Genomic DNA, 25,205 nt, shown 5'->3' with positions numbered 1-25,205 from the left:
GCGGCGTTGAACCAATCCCAAGAGGTACAGATGAAAACCGTGTTGCGTTTTAGCCTGCTGGGCGCCTTGTTATTGGGTGGCCATGCCTTCGCCGCCGAACCGAAAAAATTTGATATCAGCATGTTCCCCGCCGCCGAAGTGAACCAGGAACGTGTCGTGATCCGTCTGCCGGAAGTCGAGAACGAAGCCGACATGATGGTCGAGCTGCAAGTCGGCAAGAAGATGCTGGTCGACTGCAACCTGCCCCGCTTCGCGGGCAATCTGGAACAGCACAGCGTCAAGGGCTGGGGTTACAACTACCTGACTCTGGGCCAGGTCACCGGCCCCGTCAGCACCCTGATGGCCTGCCCGGACGGCCAGAAGAAGGAGAGTTTCGTCCAGATCTACGGTCAGGGCTTCTTCGTGAACTACAACTCCAAGCTGCCCTTCGTCATCTATGTGCCCCAGGAGTATGAGGTGCGCTATCGTCTGTGGCGTGCCGACAACCTGGCACAGCCAGCCATGATTGAGTGAGTGCCGCGCACTCGGGTTCAGCTCAGTCATGATGACAATAAGGCGCCATACGGCGCCTTATTTTTAGCTTCCGAGCCCGTTTTTGAGCGGTTTTTCCTGTACAAAATCTGACATAACTCCACTATTTTTCAGGCTTTTTTGTGCAGCGCACCGCAAAATGCCCCCTCGGGATGCGACAAACCCTGTTCGATAAAAGATATTTATTAACATAGTAAGAAAATTGATTTTGCACTCTGCGACGGCCTGATGATACTTGCCCGCAAAGGTCAAACTAACCAGAACAAGAGCACTATGAGCTTCGAATCAGACAAGCGTTTCAACGACTTCAAACATTTTCCCCGTGGCCTGCGTCGCAGTGGCGAATTCACCGTGGCCGAAGCGGACAGTCTGGAAAAATATGGCACCGTGATGCTGGCGCTCTATCAGGGCAACCTAGCCCCGCGCGATGACGTAGAAAGTGCCTTTATCGAACAGGTCAAATCCGGCGCAGCCGGCAACAACCCCCACGCCAAGGTGTGGTTCAAGTATCTCAAAGTCATCGGCCCCAAGCGCGTGCACCGTCTGTGCACCGTCGCTGGCGGCGCCAATGAAGATGCGGGTGGCAGCTTTGAAGGCGGCGGTGGCGGCAGCGACGAGTCCCTCGATTAATGGATACCGAGCTGCTTCGGACCTTCATCGAGGTCAGCAAGACCCGGCACTTTGGCCGGGCGGCTGAAAATCTCTACCTGACCCAGTCGGCGGTGAGCTTCCGGATCCGCCAGCTCGAGCAGCAACTCGGGGTCAGCCTGTTTGCCCGTCATCGCAACAACATCCGCCTGACTGCCTCCGGTGAGCGTCTGCTGCCCTACGCAGACGCCATTCTGCATACTTTGGGGCGCGCCAAGCAGGACGTGGCCCTCTCCCCCGGTTTCAGCCAGCAGCTTGCCATCGGCGCCCCCGCCGTCTTCTGGGAGCTCGACTTCAACGACTGGCTCAACCATGTCTATGCCCTTGCCCCCGGCCTCGCGGTGCGCCTCGAAACCGCCTCCCGCGAGCACCTGTGCCGCCAGTTGCTGGAACGCTCCCTCGATCTCGCCCTGCTCTCCGAGCCGACCAAGATCGACGAGATTGCCCTGCACCCCATCGGCGAGCTGGTGTTCGAACTGGTGAGCCGGGAGCCGGCCGCAAACGCCGACAGCCTGATGCAGATGCCCCACATTCATCTCGACTGGGGCACCAGCTTCGAACCGCCATCGAGCCGGTTGCAGAGCCTGCAGAAGACCCCAGTTCTGCATTCAAGCTCCGCCAGCATGGCCCTGCAATTCGTGCTGGCCAACGGCGGCGCCGCCTACCTGCCAAGGCGCATGGTGAGCCCCTTCCTGGAGCAGGGGCAGCTTCATCTGGTGGAAGGGGGCCAATCCCTTAGCCGCCCGCTCTACCTCGCCTATCTGGAGAAATCCGACCGCCGGGAGCTGATCGATCAGCTGCTCACCCTGCCGCTGGGCTGGCATGACGCCGACTTGCGTCAACCGCCTGCCGAATGAAGCAGGGCGATTTCACGCCCAGACCTGTGTTTTCATCTACCCTGGTTATCGGTGCAACACAAACAACATGAAAAAGGGGCCATCAGGCCCCTTTTGTATGGATATCTTTGTGCATCAGCCGTGATGACGACGGTCGTTGGCCTGGGCCAGCAGGGTGCGACTCTCGCGCAGGAACTCCTCCGCCCGCTCGCCGAAGAAGCCGGAGACCTGGCTGAAGGCCTCGATGAAGCCCTCCCTGTCGCCCCGCTCCAGCAGGCCCAGCGCCTCGCCGAAGTTCTGGTAGTAGCGGCGGATCATCGCGAGGTTCTGGGGCGACGACAATATGATGTCGGCGTAGAGATGGGGATCCTGGGCAAACAGCCGTCCCACCATGGCCAGCTCCAGCCGGTAGATGGGAGAGCTTAAGGCAAGCAGGCGGTCGATGTTGGCCTGCTCCCGGGAGAGGTGCCAGCCGTATGCGAAGGTAGCAAAGTGGCGCAGCGCCTGAATGAAGGTCATCGCCTCGTCGTGGGCCCTGGCCTCCACCTGTTGCAAACGTGCCCCCCAGATGGTCATCTGCTCCAGCAGCCACTGGCTGGCGGCGGGATCGCGTCCCTGACAGCAGACGATCACCTGCTTGGCGAGGCTCGCCACGTCCGGCCCGAACATGGGGTGCAGCCCCAGCACCGGTCCCTGGTGTACCGCCAGCATATGGGCAAGCGGTTCACTCTTGACGCTGGTCACGTCCACCAGCAGGCAGTCCGCCGGCAGGTTGCCAAGCCGGTCGATCACCTCACAGGTGACGTCGATGGGCACCGCCACCATCACCAGCCCGGCGCCGTGCAGGATCTCGTCGGCGCGCGGCCAGTCGGCCTGACCCAGGGTTTCGACCCGGTAGCCCGAGAGGCTGAACAGGTTGCCGAACAGGCGGCCAAGCTGCCCCTGGCCACCGATGATCACCACCTTGCCGAGCTCAGGCTTCATGCACTTGAAGTGGTGCTCCTTGTCGCTGGCGGACTCCAGAATATAGGATTCGCGCATCACCCGGCGCAGCACGTCTTCGATAAGATCTCCCGGCACCCCCAGTGCCTCGGCCTCGGCGCGGCGGCGGGCCAGCATGCTCGCCTCCCGATCCGGTGCATAAATGGGCAGGCCGTGCCGGCTCTTCACTTCCCCCACTTCCCCTACCAGGGCGAGACGGGCAGCCAGCAGATCAATCAGCTGCTTGTCCACCGCATCGATTTTGTCCCTGAGGGCATTCAACTCTTCAGCCATATCCGGTCCCTGCGGCGCCGCCCGCAGCGACGCCCTGTGATTCAAGAGGCAACGAGGTGCCACCGCCTCGGCCGGTGACACCTCGATTGTTCAATCAGTGCTGACAAGATACCACGGCTTATGCCGATGTTCTGGCCAAAAGTGGTGCCGCCAGCTGGCTGTGGCAGCGGGCCAGCAGCGCGTCCGTGGTCTCCCAATCGATGCAGGCATCGGTGATGGAGACGCCGTAGCGCATCTCGCACTTGGGCTGCTCGCTGGACTGATTGCCTTCGAACAGGTTGGATTCGAGCATCACCCCGATGATGGAGCGGTTACCCTCCTGGATCTGGTGGATCACGTTGTCCGCCACCTTGGGCTGCAAGCGGTGATCCTTGCTGGAATTGCCGTGGCTGCAATCCACCACCAGGCCAGGCAGCAGACCCGCCTTCTCCAGCGCCTCTTCCGCCAGCGACACATTGACCGAGTCGTAGTTCGGGTGCTTGCCGCCGCGCAGGATCACATGACCATCCGGGTTGCCCTGGGTCTGCAGCAACGCGACCTGGCCCTGCTGGTTGATCCCCATGAAGGCGTGGGGGCTGGAGGCCGCCTGCAGCGCATTGATGGCGGTGCCCAGGTTGCCGTCGGTGCCGTTCTTGAAGCCGACCGGCATGGAGAGACCGGAGGCCATCTCCCTGTGGGTCTGGGATTCGGTGGTGCGGGCACCGATGGCAGACCAGGAGAAGAGCTCCGCCAGGTATTGCGGGCTGATGGGGTCGAGCGCCTCGGTCGCCAGGGGCAGCTCCAGCTCGGCCAGCCAGCAGAGCAGCTCGCGGGCGCGGTGCAGACCCAGCTCCACGTCAAAGGTGCCGTCCAGGTTCGGATCGTTGATAAAGCCCTTCCAGCCGACCGTGGTGCGTGGCTTCTCAAAGTAGACCCGCATGACAATGTAGAGAGAGTCCTGATAGGCGTCATGCAGCGCTTTGAGTCTGGTTGCGTACTCTTTGGCAGCGTCCATGTCGTGGATGGAGCAGGGACCACAGATCACCAGCAAGCGGTGATCGCGACGGTGGATGATGTCGGCGATGGTATTGCGGGCCCCTTGCACGAATGCCAGCGCGCGATCGGAGATGGGCAGTTTCTCCTTGAGCTGGGCAGGCGTGATCATCACTTGTTCGGACTGGATATGGATGTTGTTCAGGGGATCTCTTTGCATCTTCTCATTCTCTCTACTGTTTCAAGTCAAGGGTGCCGACTGTTCATTTTTGTTTACACAAGTCAGCTCTTTGTTACGCAACCGCCACCACCTTACCAAGGAAAAACAAACAATCAAGTGAAACTAGCGTCTTCGCACGCTGGTAGATGGATAAATGACCAAGAAAGCAGAGTGAAACAACTCAAAAGTAGCGACTCGCGAGGCCAGATCAGCCACGAATCGTAAACTTTAGATTACACCCATCCATTTCAATATCATCTCTCTGCCCCCTCTCATGGCCCCTTATCCCGGCGACGACACCGGGCACAAAAAAGCGGGGCACCTGGCCCCGCTTGCATTCCCGTGTTGCTCTTCTTTTATTATTTGCCGTGGGCCTTGATAGCCTCGACCGCCTTGTCGGGGAAGTCGCTGAATACCCCGTCCACATCGGCCTGGTAGAGGAAGATGTTGAGCAGGTCGGTGAAGTCTTTCGCATAGGCCGGGATCTGCCCCTCATCCTGACGGAAGGTATAAGGATGCACCTTGAGGCCGGCCGCATGGGCCTCTTTCACCATGCCGGTGAAGACCGGCTTGCCAGGAGTACCCGGCTCGGTCACCACCATGGGTTTCCAGGGACCTATCCCCTCGGCATAGGTGGCGATGGTCTTCATGGCCCCCGGCTTGAACATCCAGTCGTAGTCATAGGGGGTCGCCTTGCCCTTGGCGTCGTAGACCATGGTCTCGTTCCAGTCGGTCTCGGCCATCAGCTGCACCAACTTCAAGTCCATGCCCATGGCGGGCATCAGCTCGCCGTTGATGCGCTTGAGCTCGTTGGCATCGAAGCACTGCAGATAGACCTTGTCGCTCTTGCTGGTGTAGCCGTACTCCTTGAGCACAGTGAGCACCGCCCTGGAGATGTCCTTGCCTTCGTGGCGAAACAGCCAGGGGGCCTTTATCTCCGGATAGATACCGATGTTCTTGCCAGTGCTCTTGTTGAGCCCCTGGATCATCTCGATCTCTTCCTGGAAGGTGTGGATCTTGAAGCTCGACTTCCACAGCGGGAAGCGGGCCGGATAGACCGGCACCTGCTTGCCGTCCACCAGCTGGAACGGCTCGGTCATGCGCAGGGTGCGCACCTCGTCCAGGGTGAAATCCACCACATAGTAGCGACCGTCCGGGCGGGCCCGACCGGGGAAGCGCTCGGCCACATCCGTGATGCCGTCGAGGAAGTGATCGTGCATCACCACCAGCTGGTCATCCTTGGTCATCACCAGATCCTGCTCCAGATAGTCGGCGCCCATGCCATAGGCCAGGGCCTTGGATTCCAGGGTGTGTTCCGGCAGGTAGCCGGAGGCGCCACGGTGGGCGATGACGATTTTGCCTTCGTCAGAGGCCAGCGCGGGCAGCGCCAAGGCGGCCCCGAGGCCAAGGGCCACCAGGGTACGGTGAGGTTGTTTCATCAAGGGTTCTCTTTGTTATTGTTTATTTGGTGTAGGTGATTGTTATAGCAGAGGTTTATTGCAGTTTGACGGCGGACGGCAAAGGCCGCCCGCCGTTGTCATCAGCTGGCCTTGGGCAGGGCGTGGTGGTGTTCGAGCAGCCAGGCGCCGAGCTGCTGCTGTTCGGATTCGGACAGGAGCAGCCCCAGCTTGCTGCGGCGCCACAGGATGTCTTCCAGGCTGCAGGCCCACTCCCGCTCGATAAGGTAGCGCACTTCCGCCTCATACAGCCCGGCGCCAAAGTGCTGACCGCGCTCCTCCTTCAGCCAGAGGCGGGCATGGGCGCCATAGGCCTCGGCGATGCGCAGGGCGCTGCGATCATCGAGCCAGTTGAACTCCAGCGCAAAGGCGCGCGCCAGTTCGCGCACCGAGCAGTCGAACTCGCCACCGGGCAACCGGCAGGAGGCGGTCCAGTCCTCTCCCATCTGGCTGAACCAGGGCTTGAGCTTGTTGCAGGCGGCCTGGGCCAGCTTGCGGTAGGTGGTGAGCTTGCCGCCAAACACCGACAGGAGCGGCGCCCCGTCGGACTCGCCACTGAGCTCGAGGGTGTAGTCCCGGGTCACCGCCTGGGGCGAATCGGATTCGTCGTCACACAGGGGGCGCACCCCGGCGTAGGTCCAGACCACGTCCGCCGGGCTTATCTGCCTGGTGAAGTGGGCGTTGACCACCTTGCACAGGTAGTCGATCTCGGCGCTGCTGATCTTCGCCTCCCGCGGGCTCCCCTTGTGCTCCACGTCCGTGGTGCCGATGAGGGAGTAATCCTGCTGATAGGGGATGACGAAGACGATGCGGTTGTCCTCGTTTTGCAGGATATAGGCCTCTTCGCGCTCGTGGATGCGCGGCACTATCATGTGGCTCCCCTTGATGAGGCGAATGCCGCGGGGGGACTTCTCGTGCAGGCTCTCGTCATAGAAGGTCTTGACCCAGGGGCCCGCCGCATTGACCAGACCGCGGCAGCTGACGGTGAACTGCTCACCCCCTTCCCGCTCGAGCGTCAGGGTCCAGTGCTTGGAGCCGCGCACCGCCTTGACGCAGCGGGTGCGGGTCTGCACATCGGCACCCTTGTCCCGCGCCAGCATGGCATTGAGCACCACCAGGCGGGCGTCGTCGACCCAGGCGTCCGAGTATTCAAAGCCCTTGTTAATGCCGCTCTTGAGACCGTCCTGCGGCAGGAAGCGCAGACCGCAGCTCCCCTTGAGCTTGTCGCGCTTGGCCAGGTTGTCATAGAGAAAGAGGCCGGCACGGATCATCCAAGCCGGGCGCAGGTGCGGTCGGTGCGGCAGGCGAAAACGCATGGGACGGGCGATGTGGGGCGCCATGCCGAGCAGCACCTCCCGCTCCGCCAGCGCCTCTTTCACCAGCCGGAATTCGTAATGTTCGAGATAGCGCAGGCCGCCGTGGATCAGCTTGCTGGAGTTGGACGAGGTGGCAGAGGCGAGATCGCTCGCCTCGAACAGCGCCACCTTCAGCCCCCGCCCCGCCGCATCTGCCGCGATGCCGACCCCGTTGATGCCGCCGCCGACGACGACCAGATCATAATGTTCGCTCATGTTCACCTACTTTCTTATTTTGTGTTTGCCATGACAGCAATGTTTGATTTCGCTCATATTAGAACATGAAAAAACAATAAACGAACATTTCGTGAGAGAAATGTGATCGCGATTGTTTTCACAATGCTAAAAATGCTGCCAGTCGGTGACGGCCAGGCAAGGCTACGGCCTGCCGGAAACACCAGTCCCGGGCAGAGAGGCGGGCAAAGGGCCCCGGATGGGAGGGAACGTGCACGAGACGAGGCGATGGACGCGATGGCGTGAAAGCCCTCATGGGGCATGCCGCCGGGCGTCTGGGGCAAGCGCCTGGTGTCGGGGGAACTGACTCCTGATGTACTGGTGCAGAGCCAGGGGCTCAAGGTATGGAATTCAGCGCCTGGAACTGGCCTTTTTGGCGCCGCAAGGGAGACGCCGCAGACCGGGGGTGTGCAGAAAGAAAAGCGGCCGCCACAGGGCGGCCTGATGCTAGAGCAGTGGAAATATCAGCAGATATGGCAGGCGATCTGATGCTGAGACATCAGTCGCATCAGCTTCTCCGGCGGCTCCTGATCCGTGAACAGGGCGTGGATCTGGCTGAGGTTGCCGAGGTTGACCATGGCGTTGCGGCCGAACTTGGTGTGATCGGCGGCCAGGAACACCTGGCGGGAGTGGGCGATGATGGCCTGGGCGATTTTCACCTCGTGATAGTCGAAATCGAGCAGGGAGCCGTCGCTGTCGATGCCCGAGATGCCAATGACGCCGTAGTCCATGCGAAACTGGCCGATGAAGTCGCGGGTCGCCTCCCCGACGATGCCGCCATCCCGGTTGCGAATTTCGCCGCCGGCGATGATGACGGTGAAGTCATCCTTGGCGGTCAGGATGCTGGCGACGTTCAGGTTGTTGGTGACCACGCGCAGCTCCCGGTGGTCGAGCAGGGCCCGGGCGATGGCCTCGGTGGTGGTGCCGATGTCGATAAAGAGCGACGAGCCGTCGGGGATGTTGGCGGCCACTTCCCGGGCGATGCGCTCCTTCTCCTTGAGCTGCATCACCTTGCGGGCACTGTAGGCGGTGTTGACGGTGCTCGAATGCAGTGAGGCCCCGCCGTGATGGCGCCGGATCTTGTTCTGTTCGGCGAGATCGTTGAGATCCCGGCGAATGGTCTGGGGGCTGACGTCAAAATGGGTCACCAGATCGTCGGTCGAGACGAAACCCTGCCGGGTCAGGACGTCCAGGATCTCCAGATGTCGTTGGGTTTGATTCACGCTTGCACTCCGCAGATGAGACGAAAAAAGGCCCCGGCAGGTGCGGGGCCTTTGGCAGTGTACCTGATCCCTTTTCCAATCGATAAGGGCAGGATCACGTTTTATGCCTTATGGGCAGCCGCCTTGGCGGCAATCGACTCGTTCTCGTGCTTGAGGGTCATGGCCAGCAGGATGATGGAGAGCACGCAAGAGACGGTGAGCACCATGAAGCCGCCGTCCCAGCCGAAGTGGTCAACGGTGTAGCCCAGCATGGCGTTGGCCGCGACCGCGCCACCCAGATAACCGAACAGGCCGGTGAAGCCCGCCGCGGTACCGGCCGCCTTCTTGGGCGCCAGCTCCAGGGCGTAGAGGCCGATCAGCATGACGGGGCCATAGATAAGGAAGCCGATGGCGACCAGGGCCATCATGTCGATGGTCGGGTTGCCCGCCGGGTTGAACCAGTAGACCAGCACGGAGAGGGTCACCAGCACCATGAACAGGATGCCTGCCGGGGCACGGCGGCCGTTGAACATCTTGTCGGAGATCCAGCCGCACAGCAGGGTGCCCGGGATCCCCGCCCACTCATAGAGGAAGTAGGCCCAGGAGGAGTGATCCACGCTGAAGTCCTTGGCCTCTTTCAGATAGGTGGGCGCCCAGTCCAGCACGCCGTAACGGATGAGGTAGACGAAGGCGTTGGCGATGGCGATGTACCAGAGCAGCTTGTTGTGCAGCACGTACTTCATGAAGATCTCCTTGGCGGAGAACTCCTGCTCGTGGCTTTCGTTGTAATCCTTCGGGTAGTCGTTCTTGTACTCCTCGATGGGGGGCAGACCGACCGATTGCGGGGTATCGCGCATCACGAAGAAGGCGATCACCGCGATGGCCGCCGCCGCCGCCGCAGGCACATAGAAGGCGCTGCGCCAGTCGTTGAACCAGCCCATGCCGAGGATGAACAGAGGGCCTATCATGCCGCCGCCCACGTTGTGGGCCACGTTCCAGACCGAGACGATCTCACCCCGCTCCTTCTGCGACCACCAGTGCACCATGGTACGGCCGCAGGGGGGCCAGCCCATGCCCTGTGCCCAGCCGTTCAGGAACAGGAGCACGAACATGATGCCAATGCTGGAGGTAGCCCAGTGCATGGTCCCCATCATGAACATGATGCCTGCCGAGAGCAGCAGACCGGCGGAGAGGAAGTAGCGCGCGTTGGATCTGTCCGACACGTTCCCCATCAGGAATTTGGAGAGACCGTAGGCGATGGAGACGCCGGAGAGGGCCAGACCCAGATCCCCGCGGGAGAAGCCCTGCTCGATGAGGTAGGGCATCGCCAGACTGAAGTTTTTCCGTACCAGGTAGTAACCCGCATACCCGAAGAAGATCCCGAAGAACACCTGCCAACGCATGCGTTTGTAGAAGGGATCCACCTTGTCGGCCGGCAGCCGGTCGATATGGGGTGCAGGCCTGAAGAGACTAAGCATGTTCTGCTTCCTTTTATTGTTGTTCTGGGCGGTTGAGGACGCCCCGCTCATGCCGGCGATCAGACGCGTCTTGATTCGCAAGCGAGCCTATTGTGCTCATTTGTGAACATTTAATCTGTGATGAGTGCTAAATTATTGCAGTTTTATTACAAAAATTGTGACGCAGTGAGTGAACGCGCATCCAGGGTCAGCCCACGCATGGCGTGGCTTTTGGCTACTCACTAAGGAGTAATATGGCCGACAACTGTTGCTTTTCGTCACATTTTCTTAGCAATGAATGTGATCTTGCCCACATTTCCGGTGGCGGGGGTATGGTGAATTGACGCAGAAGGTTTATTTTCTCTCTCGTCCAAGAACGAGCGCAAACGAGCATAACGTTTGCGCAAGCTCAAAAAACAAGAAGAAACGTTTTCGGGCGCAATGAATGGGAATGAAAGATAACAAAACGGAACATCAAACCTACTGTGGGTGGATATAAGGAATAACAACTATGAGCATACAAAGACCCAATACCCTGCTTGGCGAGTGCCTCGCCGAGTTTATCGGCACCGGCCTGCTAATCTTCTTCGGCGTCGGCTGTGTGGCCGCCCTGGTGCTGGCTGGCGCCAACTTCGGGCAATGGGAAATCTCCATTACCTGGGGCCTGGGTGTCGCCATCGCCATCTATGTCACCGGTGGCATCTCCGGTGCCCACCTCAACCCTGCCGTGACCCTGGCCCTGATGACCTTCTGCGGCTTTGACAAGCGCAAGGTGGTGCCCTTCATCATCGCCCAGATAGCCGGGGCATTCGCCTCTGCCGCCCTGGTCTACGCCCTCTACAGCAACCTGTTCACCCAGTGGGAGCTGACCCACAACGTGGTGCGCGGCAGCGTCGAGAGCCTCGGCACCGCAGGCATCTTCTCCACCTACCCCAATGCCCTGCTCTCCAACATGCAGGCTTTCGCGGTCGAGATGGTGATCACCGCCGTCCTGATGCTGGGCATCATGGCACTGGGTGACAACAACAACGGCGCCCCCAAAGGCTTCGCCGCCGCCCTGCTCATCGGTATCCTGATCGCGGTGATCGGCGCCTCCCTCGGCCCCTTGACCGGCTTTGCCATGAACCCGGCCCGTGATTTCGGCCCCAAACTGTTCGCCTTCGTGGCTGGCTGGGGTGACGTGGCCCTGACCGGTGGTCGTGACAACCCCTACTTCTGGGTCCCCATCCTTGGCCCCATCGTCGGCGCCCAGATCGGTACCGCCCTGTATGTGAAAGTGCTGGCTCCCTGCGTCCCGGGCAACCGCGTCGCCACCGAAGAAGCCGCCAAGCTGTCTAACAAAGAAGAGGCCGCCGCCTGAGAGCGGCCCTCCCCAACGTGTAACAACGTGGAAAATAAAAACGTGGAGAACATCATGTCTGCTGAAAAGAAATTTGTCGTTGCGCTGGACCAGGGCACCACCTCCTCCCGTGCCATTGTCTTCGATCAGGACGCCAACATCGTCGCGACCTCCCAGCGCGAATTCACCCAGCACTACCCGAAAGCGGGCTGGGTCGAGCACGACCCCATGGAGATCTGGGCGACCCAGTCCTCCGTCTTCACCGAAGTGCTGGCCAAGAGCGGCCTGCACAGCGAGCAGATCGCCGCCATCGGCATCACCAACCAGCGTGAAACCACCGTCGTCTGGGAAAAGGCCACCGGCAAGCCCATCTACAACGCCATCGTCTGGCAGTGTCGCCGTACCGCTGCCATCTGCGAAGAGCTCAAGGCCCGGGGCCTGGAAGAGTACGTTCGCGAAAACACCGGCCTGGTGCTGGATGCCTACTTCTCCGGTACCAAGGTGAAGTGGATCCTGGACAACGTGGAAGGGGCCCGCGAGAAGGCAATGAACGGCGAGCTGCTGTTCGGCACCATCGACACCTGGCTGGTGTGGAAGATGACCAACGGCGAGGTGCACGTCACCGACCCGACCAACGCCTCGCGCACCATGCTCTACAACATCCGCGACCTGAAGTGGGATGAGCGCATGCTGGACGAGCTGGGCATCCCCGCCTCCATGCTGCCGCAAGTCAAACCCTCCTCCGAGGTCTATGGCTACACCACCCGTGGCGGCGGCGCCCGCATCCCCATCGCCGGTATCGCCGGTGACCAGCAGTCCGCCCTGTTCGGCCAGCTCTGCTTCGAAAAAGGGATGGCCAAGAACACCTACGGTACCGGCTGCTTCATGCTGATGAACACCGGCACCGAGCCGGTTCGCTCCAGCAACGGCCTGCTGACCACGGTCGCCATCGGCCCGAAAGGGGAAGTGAACTACGCGCTGGAAGGTGCGGTATTTATGGGTGGCGCCACCATCCAGTGGCTGCGCGATGAGCTCAAGATCATCCACGATGCCCGCGACACCGACTACTTCGCCTCCAAGGTTGGCGACACCAACGGCGTCTACCTGGTACCGGCCTTCGTCGGTCTGGGCGCCCCCTACTGGGATCCGTATGCTCGCGGCACCATGGTCGGCCTGACCCGTGGCGCCAACCGCAACCACATCATCCGTGCCGCGCTGGAATCCATCGCCTACCAGAGCCGCGACGTGCTGGATGCCATGCAGCAGGACTCCGGCATCAAGCTGGCAGCCCTGAAGGTGGATGGCGGCGCCGTGGCCAACGACTTCCTGATGCAGTTCCAGGCTGACATGATGCACACCCCTGTGGTGCGTCCGACCCGCATCGAGACCACCGCCATGGGCGCCGCCTTCCTGGCCGGCCTCGCCGTGGGCTTCTGGAAGAGCTCTGAAGAGCTGGAAGACAAGTTCAGCGTGGACCGCGAGTTCATTCCGCAGATGGACCGTGACGATCGCGCCAAGCGCTACAGCGGCTGGAAGAAGGCGGTGGAACGTTCACGCCGCTGGGCCGAAGAGGAGTGATGGGGTAACCGACGCGTCCTTGAGATGAAAAAAGCAAAGAGGCCGACAGCGATGTCGGCCTCTTTTTATTGGCGAGCACGACTGTTCTGACCGCCCCCGACCCCAACCCTCCCCTTGCCAAAGGGTGGGAGAAAATGACCCCTCCCCCTCGTGGAGGGGGTTGGAACTGTCGACATGCCCTCTACAACGCCTCAGCACCGAGCTGCTCTTTCAGGAAATCGAGCCAGACCCGCAGCCGGATGTCCCGCTGGGCATCGGAGTAGAAGACCGCATGGATGGGGCGCGAGGCGCCGCTGTTGCTGCGGGCCAGCACCTCCACCAGCGCCCCGCTCGCCCTGTCATCCCCCGTCATGAAGTCCGACAGGCAGACGATCCCCTGCCCCGCCAGCGCCAGCTGACGCAAGGTTTCCCCGCTGCTGGCCCGCAGGGTCGGGGTGATGGCGAATCGGTCCCCCTGCTCCTCGCTCAATAGGGGCCAATGATTGAGGTGATCGGGGTGCAAAAAACCGAGCAACTCGTGGCCAGCCAGCAAGTCAGCCGGCTGGCGCGGGGTACCGCGTGCCTTCAGATAGTCGGGGGAGGCCAGCAGCCGCAGCCGCGAGCGGCCCAGCGGCAGGGCCCGCAGGGAGGAGTCGGTCAGCTCGCCGATGCGAATGGCCATGTCCACCCGCCGCTCCATCAGGTTGATGAAGCCCTCGGAGCTGTGCAGTTGCAGCTCGATGGCGGGGTAGCGGCGGCGAAACTCGCCGATGATGGGCACCAATCTATGCAGGATGAAGGGGGTGGCGGCGTCCACCCGCAATATGCCCTCCGGCTGCTCCCGGCGCATCAGCAGCAACCCTTCCGCCTCGCTCATCTCGGTCAGGATCTTCACCGCCCGCTGATAGAACCAGCTCCCCTCCTCGGTCAGGCTGACCCGCCTCGTGGTGCGGTTGAGGAGCACGGTGGCGAGCTTCTCTTCGAGGCGCTTGATGCCGCGGCTCACCACGGAATTGTCCATGCCGAGATTCTCCGCCGCCTGGCGAAAGCTGCCCGCCTCCACCACCGCCACAAACAGGGTCAATTCATCGGAATGGGTCTTCATTGTTGTCATCCTAGCAAGAGTAATGGGTCTTTATAGGTGCAATGGCCGGGAGTTGGCAAGACAGGCGTCGCTGCGTATCGTGACGCACCACCTGTTTTATCTGCGCCCTTGCCAGTACAATGCCGCCAACCGGCACCGTATGGCGCCACACTATGACAGGGACGATCCATGACATTCGACAACAGGCTGGCCGCCGCCCATCGGGAGCTGGCCGAGAAGGGCGTGCAAACGCTCAACTACAACCCGCCGATCATCTGGCTGCTGCGAAAGGCGGGGTTCACCATCAGGCCGCCCCACTACGAACGCTTTCTGATCAACGTTCTTGCCCTGGGACTCCCCATCGGCGCTATCTGGGGGGTGTTGATGTGGTGCCTCGGCTGGCAGGATGAGGTGAGCCCGGGGTTTGCCCTGCGCCAGAGCCTGCTGTTTGGCATCGGGCTCGGTCTGCTGATGGGGACCTGGTTCTGGTTTCGGCGCAAGCAGCTCAAGCTGACCCCCTGGGACGCCTTGCCCCACTCCACGATCCGCACGCAAAAGCGCTGGCAACCGAAATAACCACCGATATCGACAAGGAGCGCCTTATGACCAGGGCCCATGAAAAACTGAACTATGTGGAGTTTGCGGCCAGGGATCTTGCCGCCACCAAAGCCTTCTTCATCGCCGCCTTTGGCTGGCAGTTTGCCGACTACGGCCCCGATTATTGCGCCTTCGAGGGAGAAGGGCTGGATGGCGGCTTCTACCGCGCCGAACTGTGCAGCCAGAGTGCTCAGGGCGGGGCGCTCCTGGTGTTCTACAGCGCCGATATCGAGGCGACCCAGAGCAAGGTAGCCGGTGCAGGGGGCACCATAGTGCGCCCCCTGTTCGATTTTCCCGGTGGCCGCCGTTTCCACTTTGTCGAGCCCAGCGGCAATGAATTTGCGGTCTGGTCCGAACCGGCCAGCGCTTGATAATACTCCGCCCTCCCCCTGGCCCACCTGCACCACGACCAGCCATGGGGAGGCCACATTGCTGCACTCACCTCAATAGTGTTTTGCGACTGCTGCCCTGTATCCCCCAGTCTGGGGCGGGCATACTGACTCCCGTCTTAACGAGGAGGTTCAAATGCCATCCCCCCTGATTGTGATTGCCCAGCTTGACGCCAAACCCGAATTCGCCGCCCAGTTTCGCGCTGCCCTCGAGCCGCTGATCGCCGCGACCCTGCAAGAGCCGGGGTGCCTTCGCTACCAGTTGCATCAGAGCCTGGAGAGCCCCCATAGCTGGATGCTGTACGAGGAGTGGGAGAGTGAAGCCGCCCTGCTCGCCCACCAGCAGCAGCCCCACTACATCGCCTTTGCCAGCCTCGCCTCCCCCTGGTTTGCCAACCGGGTCGTGAGCCGCTACCGGCGCGCCTGACTGCCTCCGCCCTCGGCGCAGGCAAAGCCCATCATTTGAGCGTAGAAACAATAACTTGAGGAATTTGATGATGAAGATGCCCAACCTGGGTCTTGGAACCTTCCGCCTGAAAGATCAGCCCCTTCGCGACTCCCTGCTCCAGGGGCTGGAACTTGGCTACCGTCATATCGATACCGCCCAGATCTATGACAACGAGGCCGAAGTCGGCCAGTTGATGAGCGAGAGTGGCGTGCCCCGCCAGGATATTTACCTGACCACCAAGGTGTGGACCAGCGAGTTCGGTCCGGGCAAGGTGATCCCGAGCCTGGAAGTGAGCCTGGAAAAACTCGGCACCGACTATCTGGATCTGGCGCTCATTCACTGGCCCTCCCCCCAGGATGAGGTGCCGATGGCGGTCTATCTGGAGCAACTCGCCGAGGCCAAAGCCCGGGGCCTGACCCGGGAGATCGGGGTCTCCAACTTCACCGTGGCCCAGCTTAAACAGGCGGTCGAGATCCTGGGGCCGGGCGCCATCGCCCACCAGCAGGTGGAGATCCACCCCCTGCTGCAAAACCGCAAGGTGGTCGAGTTCTGCCAGGAGCAGGGTATCGCCATCACCGCCTATATGCCGCTCGCCTATGGCAAGGTGCTCGCCGAGCCGCTGCTGATGGAGATCGGCAAGCGCCGCGGCGTCTCGGCGGCCCAGGTGTCGCTGGCCTGGCTGCTGGCCCAGGGTATGACGGTGATCCCGAGCTCTACCAAACGGGAGAATCTGGCCGCCAACCTGGCCGCACTCAAGGTACGGCTCAGCAGCGACGAGATGGCGCAGATTGCCACCCTGGATCGGGGTGAGCGCTGCGCCAACCCGGACTTTGCGCCGGATTGGGATTGATCCCCCTCATCCCCAGCCCTTCTCCCGCCAGGGGAGAAGGGAGCAAATAAGGCTCAATGACATTCTTCAGCACCAGCGGGAGGCACAATGCCTCCCGCTTTTTTTGTCCCCAATACCGCGCGTCACCGCCGCCCGAGTCCTCCTCCAACACCTTCCCTCAATCCTTTACCTCTTACCTCATTTCTATTTCCTCTTTTCTCTCTGTCCCGGCTCGCTCTGCACGGGTTGCCGCCGTGCGCGTTGTCTCTGCACCCACCTCGCGCGCTACGGCCGCTCTTGCCGCAGTTGCCTCGACCACTCCCAATACCCCATTTCACGGCCCCATTGCTGCTGATTTGGCAAAAGTAATTTGACGTTGCCGTCATTTTTACCAACAAACACCCTCGGCATACTGGCGCCATTCTCCCGTCGGGAGTCCCAATCCAAGGAGTTGTTATGCCACTGGCGTTATTTGCCCTCACTTTAAGTGCCTTTGCCATAGGCACCACCGAATTCGTGATCGTGGGGCTCATCCCCACCATCGCCGAGCAGCTCAATGTCTCGCTCCCCTCGGCGGGCCTCCTGGTCAGCCTCTATGCCCTTGGGGTGGCCATCGGCGCCCCCGTGCTCACGGCACTCACCGGCAAGCTGCCGCGCAAGTGGCTGCTGGTGGGGCTGATGGCCCTCTTCACCGTCGGCAACCTGCTGGCCTGGCAGGCCCCCGGGTACGAGAGCCTGATTGTCGCCCGCATCCTCACCGGGCTGGCCCACGGGGTCTTCTTCTCGGTGGGCAGCACCATCGCCACGGGTCTCGTGGCCAAAGAGAAGGCGGCCAGCGCCATCGCCATCATGTTCAGCGGCCTCACGGTCGCCCTGGTGACCGGCGTCCCGCTTGGCACCTGGATTGGTCAGGTCTTTGGCTGGCGCGAAACCTTCCTGGTGGTGAGCCTGCTCGGCCTCGTCGCCATGGTGGGCAGCCTGCTGCTGGTACCGGGGAACCTGCCGAAGGGGGCCGCCTCCAGCGTTCGCGAGCAGCTCTCGGTGCTTACCAGGAAACCCTTGCTGCTGGTCTACGCCAAGACGGCGCTCGGTTACGGCGGTGCCTTCACGGCGTTTACCTTCCTCGCCCCCATCCTGCAACAGGTGAGCGGCTTTAGCGCCGGCGCGGTCAGCCTCATTCTGCTGGTGTACGGGGTATCGGTCGCCGTCGGCAATATCTGGGGCGGCAAGCTCGCCGACCGGATGGGCCCATTGCCCGCTCTCAAGCTGCTGTTCGCCGGGCTCGCCGTGGTGCTGCTTGTGCTCACCTTCACCGCACCGCACCCGGTGCTGGCGGTACTGACCGTGCTGGTGTGGGGCGCCTTCGCCTTTGGCAACGTGCCGGGTCTGCAGGTACTGGTGGTGAAACAGGCCGAGCGCCACACCCCCAATGCCGTGGATGTGGCCTCCGGCCTCAACATCGCCGCCTTCAACGTCGGCATTGCGCTGGGCTCCGTGGTCGGCGGTTTCGTGGTGGAGCACCTCGGCCTGATGCACACCCCCTGGATTGGCGCCCTCATCGTGCTGCTGGCCTACGGCCTCACCCATGTCAGCGAAGCGGGCGAGCGCCGCGCCGCCCTTGCCTGACCCCCGGGCAAGCAAAAGGCCGACACCCTGTGTCGGCCTTTTTTCATGGGCAAGATGCGAGACTCAGGGCTCCTTGAGATCCTCATCGGCGGCCCAGCGCGCCTCCAGCCAGAGCAGGTTGACCAGCCCACAGAGCAAGGCGAACCCCAGCCCCAGCAACCAGGTGAAATACCACATATCGCATTGATCCTTGTGTTGAAGCGGATTAGTAGAGGCTGTGGCCGTGCTGGCGCACCTGCTCGGCGCTGACCCTGCCGCGCACCACCCGGTAGACCCAGAGGGTGTAGCCGATGTTGACCGGCATCAGTACCCCGACGATCCCCAGCATGATAAGCAGGGTGCGCTCGCTGGAGGTGCTGTCCCACAGGGTCAGGCTGCTGGCCGGATCCAGGGACGAGGGCAGCACGAAGGGGAAGAGCGCGATGGCCACGGTCAGCATCATGGCGGCGCAGGCACCGCCGCTGGCCACGAGCGCCAGCCCGGACTTGCCGAGGCGGCTTGCCAGCGCGCACACCAGGGGCAGCAGGAGCCCGAACACAGGCACGGCCCAGAGCACCGGATGGGCGACAAAGTTGCCAAGCCAGCCTGCCGGCACCGCCACCACCTCTTTCATCAGCGGAGTGAGGGCGCCGTTGAGATCGCCGATGGCCGTGATGCGATACCCCGCCATCTCCCCAAGCCAGACGCCGCCAAGGGCAAAGAGGGCGCTCGCCAGGGGGCCGAGCCAGAGGGCGAGGCAGGCGCTGCGCGCTGCTATGGCCCCCTGGGTCTTGCACTGCAGGAAGCTGGCACCGTGCAGCAAGAGCAGCGTCAGCGCCGTCCCCATGGCGGTCAACAGCAGCGGCCAGTGGAACGCAAAGGCGCCATAGTGGATGCGAAGGGCCGCATCGAAGCGAAACGGCAGCCCTTGCAGCACCAGGCCAAGGGTGCCACCAAACACCAGGGTCGGCAGCAGACCACCCACCACCAGGGCGCGGTCCCACCAGCGGCGCCAGACCGGGTCCGGCAGCTTGCTGCGATAGTCAAAGCCCACCGGTCGCAAAAAGAGGCCGAACAGCAGGAACATGAAGGGCACGTAAAGCGCCGAGAAGGCGGCGGCATAGACCAGGGGCCAGGCGGCAAACAGGGTGCCGGCACCGGCGATGAGCCACACCTGGTTGCCCTCCCACACCGGCCCCACGCTGTTGAGCAGCACCCGCCGCTCGTCATCCGTCTTGCCGACCACGGGCAGCAGCATGCCGACCCCGAGATCGAAGCCATCCATCACCACGAAGCCGACCAGCAGGAAGAGCACCAGCCCCCACCAGATCACTTTCAGGGTTTCGTAATCCATCAGGCAGGACTCCCGTTTTGCAACACTTCACCTTGATAACGACCCGTCTGCAGGCTGGCAGGCCCTTTGCGGATCACATGACGCAACAAGAACAGCTCCACCACCAGCAGGCTGCTGTAAATGAAGAAGATGGCGATGAGGCTGAACCAGAGCTGCCCCGGTTGCAGCAGGGAGACGGAGGCCGACACCGGCAGCACGTCGCTGATGGTCCAGGGCTGGCGACCGAACTCCGCCACGAACCAGCCCGCCTCGATGGCAATCCAGGGCAGCGGAATAGACCAGAGCAGGGCCCTGAGCAGCCGCGGGGATTGCACCAGCCTGCCCCGGCACAGCTGCAGGAAGGCGGCGGCAAAGAGCGCCAGCAGCGCCACGCCGATGCCCACCATCAGGCGAAAGCTCCAGAACAGCGGCGCCACCTGGGGGATGGAGTCCTCCACCGCCTTGGCGATGGCCCCCTCGTCCGCCTTGCCAATCTCCTTGGCATAGGGGGTGAGCAAGAGGCCGTAGCCCAGATCGCCGCGGTGGCGCTCGAAGGTGGCGCGGGCCGCCTGGTTGCTGCCATCTGCCCGCATCGCTTCGAGCGCCTCGTGGGCCAGCATGCCGCTGCGAATGCGCGCCTCGTGCTGCGCTTTCAGATCTTTGAGGCCCGTCACCTGCTCATCCAGGGAGCGGGTGGCGATGATGCCCATCAGATAGGGTATCTTGATGGCCGCGTGGGTGGTCTCGGCACGCTGATCCGGCAGGCCGAACAGGGTGAAAGAAGCCGGGGCGGGCTCCGTCTCCCACTCCGCCTCGATGGCGGCGAGCTTGACCTTCTGCACCTCCCCCGAGCGATAGCCCGACTCGTCCCCGAGCACGATGACAGAGAGGATGGCCGCGAGGCCAAAGCCCGAGGCGATGGCAAAGGATCGCAGGGCGAAGCGCACCTCCATGCCGCGCAGCAGATACCAGCTGCTCACCCCCATCACGAACAGGGAGGCCGCCACATAGCCCGCCGCCACCGTGTGGACGAACTTGACCTGGGCCACCGGGTTGAAGATGACCGCAGCCACGTCCACCAGCTCCATGCGCATGGTCATGGGGTTGAACTCGGCGCCGACCGGGTTTTGCATCCAGCCGTTGGCGATGAGGATCCAGAGGGCGGAGAGGTTGGAGCCGAGCGCCACCAGCATGGTCACCAGCAGGTGCTGACCGCGGGAGAGCTTGTCCCAGCCGAAGAAGAAGAGGCCCACCAATGTGGACTCGAGGAAGAAGGCCATCAGCCCCTCCACCGCCAGCGGCGTGCCGAAGATATCGCCGACATAGTGGGAGTAATAGGCCCAGTTGGTCCCGAACTGGAACTCCAGGGTGATCCCGGTGGTCACCCCCATCACGAAGTTGATGCCAAACAGCTTGCCCCAGAAGCGGGTGATGTCCTTGTAAATCACCTTGCCGGTCATCACGTAGGCCGACTCGGCGATCACCAGGATCCAAGACAGCCCCAGGGTGAGGGGCACAAACAGAAAGTGGAACATCGCCGTCGCCCCGAACTGTATTCGGGAGAGGCTGACCACATCATCCAGGCTTATCATGCATGACTCTCTATGTTGCATTTAACGGACAGGTTTTCGCCCGCCAAGTACACCATGGTCCATGACACCTATAACAGATGCAGTTATAGTGAAAAACACCTATAACAGTTTGGGCCCACCATGTCCCGCTACGGCCAGTTGGCAGACCAGCTGCAACAGCAGATCACGAGCGGCCTCTGGCAGCCGGGGGAGCGCATCCCCTCCATCCGTCAGAGCTGCAAGACCCATGGCCTCAGCCCCATGACGGTGCTCCAGGCCTATCAGTTGCTCGAAAGCCGGGGCCTCATCCTGGCGCGGCCCCAGTCCGGCTACTACGTCAAGGCCGCGAGCACGGCCCGGCGGGAGAGCCAGTCCCAGCAGGCCCGCTACAGCGGCTCGGTGGACATCAACGATCTGGTGTTCGAGGTGCTGCAGGCGAGCAAGTCACGGGAGCTGGTGCCCCTTGGCATGGCGGTGGCGGACCCCACCCTCTTCCCCCACCCCCAGCTAGGCCGGGCCCTCGGCAGTTGCATGCGCCGCCTCGATCCCTTCAGCACGGTGGCAGATCTGCCCCCCGGCAACGAGGCACTGCGCCGCGCCATCGCCCGGCGCTACGCCGGCGAGGGGATGGCGGTGGATCCCCAGCAGATCATCATCACCACGGGGGCCATGGAGGCGCTCTCCCTCAGTCTTCAGGTGCTGACCGAGCCCGGCGACTGGGTGGTGGTGGAGTCCCCCACCTTCTACGGCGCCCTGCAGGCCATCGAGCGGCTCAAGCTCAAGGTGGTGGAGATCCCGGTGATCCCCGGGGTGGGCATCGATCTCGCCCTGCTGGAGGAGGCCCTCGCCCAGCGCCCCGTCAAGGCGTGCTGGCTGATGGGCAATGTCCAGCACCCCCTCGGCCACACCATGCCGGATGAGCACAAGCAGGCGCTGATGGGGCTGCTCAACCGCCATCAGGTCCCCCTGGTGGAGGATGACGTCTATGCGGAGCTCTATGTCGGGCGCGAGCGGCCAAGGCCCATCACCCATTGGGATGCGCGGGGAGAGAGCCTGCTGTGCGGCTCCTGGACCAAGTGTCTGGCACCCGGCTTTCGGGTCGGCTGGGTGGTGGCCAAGCGCCACGCCGAGCGCATCCAGCGGCTGCAACTGATGTCGACGCTCTCGACCAATGTGCCCAGTCAGCTGGCGCTGGCCGACATGCTGCGCCAGGGCGGGGTGGACGCCCACTTTCGCCGCCTGCGCCACACCCTGGCCCAGCGCCAGCAGCAGATGCGGGCAGCCCTGATGCGCCTCTTCCCCGAGGCGCGTATCTCCTCCCCCGACGGGGGCTACTTTCTCTGGCTCGAATTTGACGCCCGCCTCGATGGCCGGGCGCTCTATGCCAGCGCCATCGAACAGGGGGTCTCCATCGCCCCCGGGGCCCTCTTCTCCAGCCAGGGCCAGCACAACCACTGCCTGCGCCTCAACAGTTCCCATCCCTGGAGCCCGCAGCTGGACGCGGCGCTCAACCGGCTTGCGGGCCTCATCGCCCGGCAACGGGAAACCTGGCAGAACCCCCCTGACGCCTCACACGACAAGGGCCCGTAACGGGCCCTTTTGCAAGAGAATGCGCCTTATCTGGCCATGGTCTGTGACTGGGCCTTGAAACCCAGTCGCTCGTAGAGGGCCCTGGCCCGCTCGTTGAAAGCCATCACCTCCAGGCGCAACTGGCTTGCACCCCGTGCCTTGCCCCACTGGTCCCCGTGGGCGATCAGCGCCCGGCCGATGCCCCGGGAGCGCAGCCCCTCATCCACCACCACGGTCGTGATGCGGCAGACGGGCAGCTTGCTGAGAAAGGGGACGCTCTCGTTGAGGTCGATGCGGGCGGTGAGAAAGCCCGCCACCTCTCCCGCCACCACCGCCACGCAGAAAAGACGCGCCTCGTCGGCAATGGCGCCGAGCAAGAAGGCCCTGTCCTCCGGGGACGGGGGGCAGAACACCTCGGGCACCTGCTCGAAGTGGAGCTGACCTATCTGCCGGTTCAGGGCCAGAATGGCGTCGATATCCTGTTCAGTTGCCTTGCGAATGTCCACCTGATGCTCCTTGCAGTGAGGGTCGCCAGCGAGGAAAGAGGCTCGGCGGTCACCCTTTGGAACCCGCATCTTGTCGGCTCGTCACGGCAATCAACAGCCCCCGGCAACGACAAGGCCCCATGACGGGGCCTTGTGGACAATCCTGATGGCAATGCGGGCTCAGCCCGGCGCCCCCAGCTGGGCCACCTGGCGCTCTATGCTCCCCTTGAGGTTGTCATCCAGCTTCAAGGCACGCGCCAGCTCGTCCAGATAACCGCGCTCCATGAAGTGATCCACCTCGATGGTGAGCAGGGAGGCGAGGTAGACCTCGGTCGCCAGCTCCATGTCCGTCACTTCTCGCGCCAGGACATGGGGGTCGAGGGGGCGGGAGAGCTCGGCGTCAATCCAGCGGGCCGCATCCCGCTCCCCCTGTTCGGTCAGGTACTCCTGGATCTTCTGGCGCTCGGCGGCATCGATGTGGCCGTCGGCCCGGGCCGCCGCCACCATGGCGCGCACCAGCAGATTGGCGCGGATATCCAGGGCCTTGCCCTCCAGGGTGTCCAGGGGCTGGGTCGGCTGGGCCGGGGTGGACTGCTGGGTCTGCCAGTCCTGATAGAGCTTGTAGGCCAGCCCCCCGAGGGCTGCCGCCCCCCCCACCGCCGCCACCTTGGTGCCATATTTGCGCATCTTCTTGTTGCCAAGCAGCAGCGCCATGGCCCCGGCGGCCAATCCCCCCTGCGCCATGCCCTTCATCTGGGCCTTGCGCGTGTCACCACCGTCGTTGAGCCAGCCCTTGCCAGCTCCCATCAATTGCTCCAGCATCTGTTTCATGGGGCCTCCTCCCTCGCGTGATGAGTCATGCTGGGCCGCCTGCGCTGAACTCAAGGTGAATGACGGCGCAGGCAAGAGGAGGCGCTGGTTGGATCAGTGTCGGCCCCGTCCGCTGCTATTGTCCCCGGGGGACAGCCAAGGAGTCCCCCCTTGCCTCGACATAAGGAAGTACCATGAGCGCCCGTGAACTGACCCTGCAATTTCTCGCCGAACCCGCCGACGTCAACTTTGGCGGCAAAGTCCATGGCGGCATGGTGATGAAGTGGATTGACCAGGCCGGCTACGCCTGCGCCGCCGGCTGGTGTGGCGGCTATGCCGTCACCGTCTATGTGGGGGGCATCCGCTTCTTGCGCCCCATCCAGATAGGCCAACTGGTGGAGGTACACGCCAAGGTGATCCACACCGGCACCACCAGCATGCACCTGGCGGTGGATGTCTACAGCCGCCACCCCACCGACCCGGAGCGGCGCAAGACCACCCACTGCATCATCATCTTCGTGGCCATGGACGAGCATGGCAAACCCACTCCGGTGCCCCAGTGGCAGCCGGTGAGCGAGAGCGATCTGCAGTTGCAGCAGTACGCCAAAAAGCTGATGGCCCTGCGCGAGGAGCTGGACAAGGAGATGCGCCAGCACATGTGACCCGTCCCGGGCAGCCGGGGCGTGTCTTCGCGCCGCCGGGCGCTATAATGGCGACCACCCTTGCCCTTGAGAACCCAAGATGTCTCTGGAAAATGCCCCCCCCGAGGTCCAGCTCGCGGTGGATCTGATCGAACTGCTGGAAACCAACCACATCGCCCCCGCGCTGGCCCTGGCGGCACTCGCCATCGTTCGCCGGGATTATGAGCGCAAGCTCGAGGAAGGTCGGGAGGCCTGAGCGCCCCCGCAGGAGGCACCATGTCAGCCCCCATTCGCATCGAACAAGGCCGCGCCATGCTCCTCGGGGGGCTGCGCCGTCACCACCCCTTCGAGCAGGGGGACTTCGCCGGCCAGTGGCGCGACCTCAGCGCCCTGCTTCCCCTGCCGGGGCAGCTCGGGGAGCACGCCTACGGCGTCATCTGCGCCGCCACCGACACCCACTGCGAATACCTCTGCGGGGTGGAGGTCGCCGCCCTGGAGGTGCTGCCTCCCGGGCTTGGCCGCATGCGCATCGCCCCCCAGACCTACGCCATCTTCTTGCATCAGGGGCATGTCGCGACCCTGCCGCACACCTGGCGCCAGGCCCTGGCGTGGCTCGCGCAATCGGACTATCAATCTGCCCAGCAGCCGGATTTCGAGCGCTACGGCCCCCGCTTTGACGCCGCCACCGGCAGCGGCGAAGTGGAAATCTGGCTCGCCGTGGTGCCGAAACAGGCCCTGGCCTGACCCCTGCCCCCTGCCCC

Annotated in this window: 26 protein-coding genes; 14 read left to right on the top strand and 12 right to left on the bottom strand. The window is 62.9% G+C overall.

What is annotated here, in order from left to right:
• Nucleotides 1-30 precede the first annotated feature (30 nt).
• The 3 genes from eco (at nucleotide 31) to hdfR (ending at nucleotide 2,036) form a co-directional block, all read left to right on the top strand.
• On the top strand, nucleotides 31-513 hold the full coding sequence (gene eco, locus OKC41_RS09010; protein ID WP_010674240.1) for a serine protease inhibitor ecotin: 483 nt from the start codon (nucleotides 31-33) through the stop codon (nucleotides 511-513).
• Nucleotides 514-804: 291 nt separating this feature from the next.
• Nucleotides 805-1,161 carry a DUF413 domain-containing protein gene (locus OKC41_RS09005; protein WP_010674239.1) on the top strand — a complete coding sequence of 119 codons (357 nt, stop codon included), beginning with the start codon at nucleotides 805-807 and terminating at the stop codon, nucleotides 1,159-1,161.
• Nucleotides 1,161-2,036: an HTH-type transcriptional regulator HdfR gene (gene hdfR / locus OKC41_RS09000; RefSeq protein ID WP_039038620.1), complete on the top strand. Its 876-nt coding sequence runs from the start codon at nucleotides 1,161-1,163 to the stop codon at nucleotides 2,034-2,036. Before OKC41_RS09005 ends, hdfR begins: the two co-directional genes overlap by 1 nt.
• Before the next feature lie 114 nt (nucleotides 2,037-2,150).
• Here the strand turns inward: hdfR and tyrA are convergent, their stop codons facing one another.
• The 6 genes from tyrA to glpT form a co-directional block, all read right to left on the bottom strand.
• Entirely contained in the window at nucleotides 2,151-3,290 is a 1,140-nt protein-coding gene (tyrA, locus tag OKC41_RS08995) for a bifunctional chorismate mutase/prephenate dehydrogenase (protein ID WP_201894853.1), read from the bottom strand.
• A 118-nt stretch (nucleotides 3,291-3,408) separates the two neighbouring features.
• Nucleotides 3,409-4,482, bottom strand: a complete 1,074-nt coding sequence (locus OKC41_RS08990; protein WP_010674236.1) for a 3-deoxy-7-phosphoheptulonate synthase — start codon at nucleotides 4,480-4,482, stop codon at nucleotides 3,409-3,411.
• Between the two features lie 359 nt (nucleotides 4,483-4,841).
• The gene (gene glpQ, locus OKC41_RS08985; protein ID WP_270671911.1) at nucleotides 4,842-5,921 is read right to left on the bottom strand and encodes a glycerophosphodiester phosphodiesterase; all 1,080 of its coding nucleotides are present in this window, start codon (nucleotides 5,919-5,921) and stop codon (nucleotides 4,842-4,844) included.
• Between the two features lie 101 nt (nucleotides 5,922-6,022).
• The gene (glpD, locus tag OKC41_RS08980; protein ID WP_270671910.1) at nucleotides 6,023-7,510 is read right to left on the bottom strand and encodes a glycerol-3-phosphate dehydrogenase; all 1,488 of its coding nucleotides are present in this window, start codon (nucleotides 7,508-7,510) and stop codon (nucleotides 6,023-6,025) included.
• Between the two features lie 482 nt (nucleotides 7,511-7,992).
• Nucleotides 7,993-8,751 carry a DeoR/GlpR family transcriptional regulator gene (locus tag OKC41_RS08975; protein WP_219596793.1) on the bottom strand — a complete coding sequence of 253 codons (759 nt, stop codon included), beginning with the start codon at nucleotides 8,749-8,751 and terminating at the stop codon, nucleotides 7,993-7,995.
• Nucleotides 8,752-8,852: 101 nt separating this feature from the next.
• Nucleotides 8,853-10,208 (bottom strand): glycerol-3-phosphate transporter, encoded by a 1,356-nt coding sequence (gene glpT / locus OKC41_RS08970; protein ID WP_010674232.1) that lies wholly within the window; start codon nucleotides 10,206-10,208, stop codon nucleotides 8,853-8,855.
• A gap of 490 nt (nucleotides 10,209-10,698) precedes the next feature.
• On the opposite strand from glpT, the gene OKC41_RS08965 reads away from it, so the two are divergent.
• Together OKC41_RS08965 and glpK are read left to right on the top strand one after the other, a co-directional pair.
• On the top strand, nucleotides 10,699-11,547 hold the full coding sequence (locus OKC41_RS08965) for an MIP/aquaporin family protein (RefSeq protein WP_039038615.1): 849 nt from the start codon (nucleotides 10,699-10,701) through the stop codon (nucleotides 11,545-11,547).
• Between the two features lie 54 nt (nucleotides 11,548-11,601).
• On the top strand, nucleotides 11,602-13,104 hold the full coding sequence (gene glpK / locus OKC41_RS08960) for a glycerol kinase GlpK (protein WP_010674229.1): 1,503 nt from the start codon (nucleotides 11,602-11,604) through the stop codon (nucleotides 13,102-13,104).
• Nucleotides 13,105-13,285: 181 nt separating this feature from the next.
• On the opposite strand, the gene OKC41_RS08955 is transcribed toward glpK, so the two are convergent.
• Nucleotides 13,286-14,188 carry a LysR family transcriptional regulator gene (locus OKC41_RS08955; protein ID WP_041212776.1) on the bottom strand — a complete coding sequence of 301 codons (903 nt, stop codon included), beginning with the start codon at nucleotides 14,186-14,188 and terminating at the stop codon, nucleotides 13,286-13,288.
• 168 nt (nucleotides 14,189-14,356) lie between these two features.
• On the opposite strand from OKC41_RS08955, the gene OKC41_RS08950 reads away from it, so the two are divergent.
• From OKC41_RS08950 to OKC41_RS08930, 5 genes are all read left to right on the top strand, one after another.
• Complete coding sequence (locus OKC41_RS08950) at nucleotides 14,357-14,743, top strand: DUF6404 family protein (RefSeq protein ID WP_069784877.1); 387 nt, start codon at nucleotides 14,357-14,359, stop codon at nucleotides 14,741-14,743.
• Nucleotides 14,744-14,769: 26 nt separating this feature from the next.
• Nucleotides 14,770-15,135, top strand: coding sequence for a VOC family protein (locus tag OKC41_RS08945; protein WP_041212775.1), 366 nt, complete (start codon nucleotides 14,770-14,772; stop codon nucleotides 15,133-15,135).
• A gap of 154 nt (nucleotides 15,136-15,289) precedes the next feature.
• Nucleotides 15,290-15,580, top strand: coding sequence for a putative quinol monooxygenase (locus OKC41_RS08940; protein ID WP_041212774.1), 291 nt, complete (start codon nucleotides 15,290-15,292; stop codon nucleotides 15,578-15,580).
• A gap of 67 nt (nucleotides 15,581-15,647) precedes the next feature.
• Nucleotides 15,648-16,451 carry a 2,5-didehydrogluconate reductase DkgB gene (gene dkgB, locus OKC41_RS08935; protein WP_041212773.1) on the top strand — a complete coding sequence of 268 codons (804 nt, stop codon included), beginning with the start codon at nucleotides 15,648-15,650 and terminating at the stop codon, nucleotides 16,449-16,451.
• A 435-nt stretch (nucleotides 16,452-16,886) separates the two neighbouring features.
• On the top strand, nucleotides 16,887-18,056 hold the full coding sequence (locus OKC41_RS08930; protein WP_010674208.1) for an MFS transporter: 1,170 nt from the start codon (nucleotides 16,887-16,889) through the stop codon (nucleotides 18,054-18,056).
• A 63-nt stretch (nucleotides 18,057-18,119) separates the two neighbouring features.
• Here OKC41_RS08930 and OKC41_RS08925 read toward each other — a convergent pair whose 3' ends face one another.
• Genes OKC41_RS08925 through OKC41_RS08915 form a run of 3 tightly spaced genes read right to left on the bottom strand, consistent with a single transcriptional unit; the run spans nucleotide 18,120 to nucleotide 20,960 of the window.
• Nucleotides 18,120-18,233 (bottom strand): CydX/CbdX family cytochrome bd oxidase small subunit, encoded by a 114-nt coding sequence (locus OKC41_RS08925; protein WP_010674207.1) that lies wholly within the window; start codon nucleotides 18,231-18,233, stop codon nucleotides 18,120-18,122.
• 28 nt (nucleotides 18,234-18,261) lie between these two features.
• Nucleotides 18,262-19,389, bottom strand: coding sequence for a cytochrome d ubiquinol oxidase subunit II (gene cydB, locus OKC41_RS08920; RefSeq protein WP_219596791.1), 1,128 nt, complete (start codon nucleotides 19,387-19,389; stop codon nucleotides 18,262-18,264).
• Entirely contained in the window at nucleotides 19,389-20,960 is a 1,572-nt protein-coding gene (locus OKC41_RS08915) for a cytochrome ubiquinol oxidase subunit I (protein WP_042015904.1), read from the bottom strand. Before OKC41_RS08915 ends, cydB begins: the two co-directional genes overlap by 1 nt.
• Nucleotides 20,961-21,080: 120 nt before the next feature.
• On the opposite strand from OKC41_RS08915, the gene OKC41_RS08910 reads away from it, so the two are divergent.
• Nucleotides 21,081-22,529 carry a PLP-dependent aminotransferase family protein gene (locus OKC41_RS08910; RefSeq protein WP_270671909.1) on the top strand — a complete coding sequence of 483 codons (1,449 nt, stop codon included), beginning with the start codon at nucleotides 21,081-21,083 and terminating at the stop codon, nucleotides 22,527-22,529.
• 26 nt (nucleotides 22,530-22,555) lie between these two features.
• On the opposite strand, the gene OKC41_RS08905 is transcribed toward OKC41_RS08910, so the two are convergent.
• Entirely contained in the window at nucleotides 22,556-23,014 is a 459-nt protein-coding gene (locus tag OKC41_RS08905) for a GNAT family N-acetyltransferase (RefSeq protein WP_010674203.1), read from the bottom strand.
• A gap of 159 nt (nucleotides 23,015-23,173) precedes the next feature.
• Complete coding sequence (locus OKC41_RS08900) at nucleotides 23,174-23,824, bottom strand: tellurite resistance TerB family protein (RefSeq protein WP_270671908.1); 651 nt, start codon at nucleotides 23,822-23,824, stop codon at nucleotides 23,174-23,176.
• A gap of 173 nt (nucleotides 23,825-23,997) precedes the next feature.
• Between OKC41_RS08900 and OKC41_RS08895 the strand changes: the two genes are divergently transcribed.
• The 3 genes from OKC41_RS08895 (at nucleotide 23,998) to OKC41_RS08885 (ending at nucleotide 25,188) form a co-directional block, all read left to right on the top strand.
• Complete coding sequence (locus OKC41_RS08895) at nucleotides 23,998-24,465, top strand: acyl-CoA thioesterase (protein WP_010674201.1); 468 nt, start codon at nucleotides 23,998-24,000, stop codon at nucleotides 24,463-24,465.
• A 79-nt stretch (nucleotides 24,466-24,544) separates the two neighbouring features.
• The gene (gene rsmS, locus OKC41_RS08890) at nucleotides 24,545-24,700 is read left to right on the top strand and encodes a pleiotropic regulatory protein RsmS (RefSeq protein ID WP_010674200.1); all 156 of its coding nucleotides are present in this window, start codon (nucleotides 24,545-24,547) and stop codon (nucleotides 24,698-24,700) included.
• 20 nt (nucleotides 24,701-24,720) lie between these two features.
• Nucleotides 24,721-25,188, top strand: a complete 468-nt coding sequence (locus OKC41_RS08885; RefSeq protein ID WP_270671907.1) for a GyrI-like domain-containing protein — start codon at nucleotides 24,721-24,723, stop codon at nucleotides 25,186-25,188.
• Nucleotides 25,189-25,205 lie beyond the last annotated feature (17 nt).

The sequence above is a fragment of the Aeromonas sp. QDB17 genome, assembly GCF_027705305.1.
GTDB lineage: Bacteria > Pseudomonadota > Gammaproteobacteria > Enterobacterales > Aeromonadaceae > Aeromonas > Aeromonas caviae.
The sequence above is the reverse complement of the archived record's forward strand: the minus strand, read 5'-3'. Positions and strand labels throughout refer to the sequence as shown.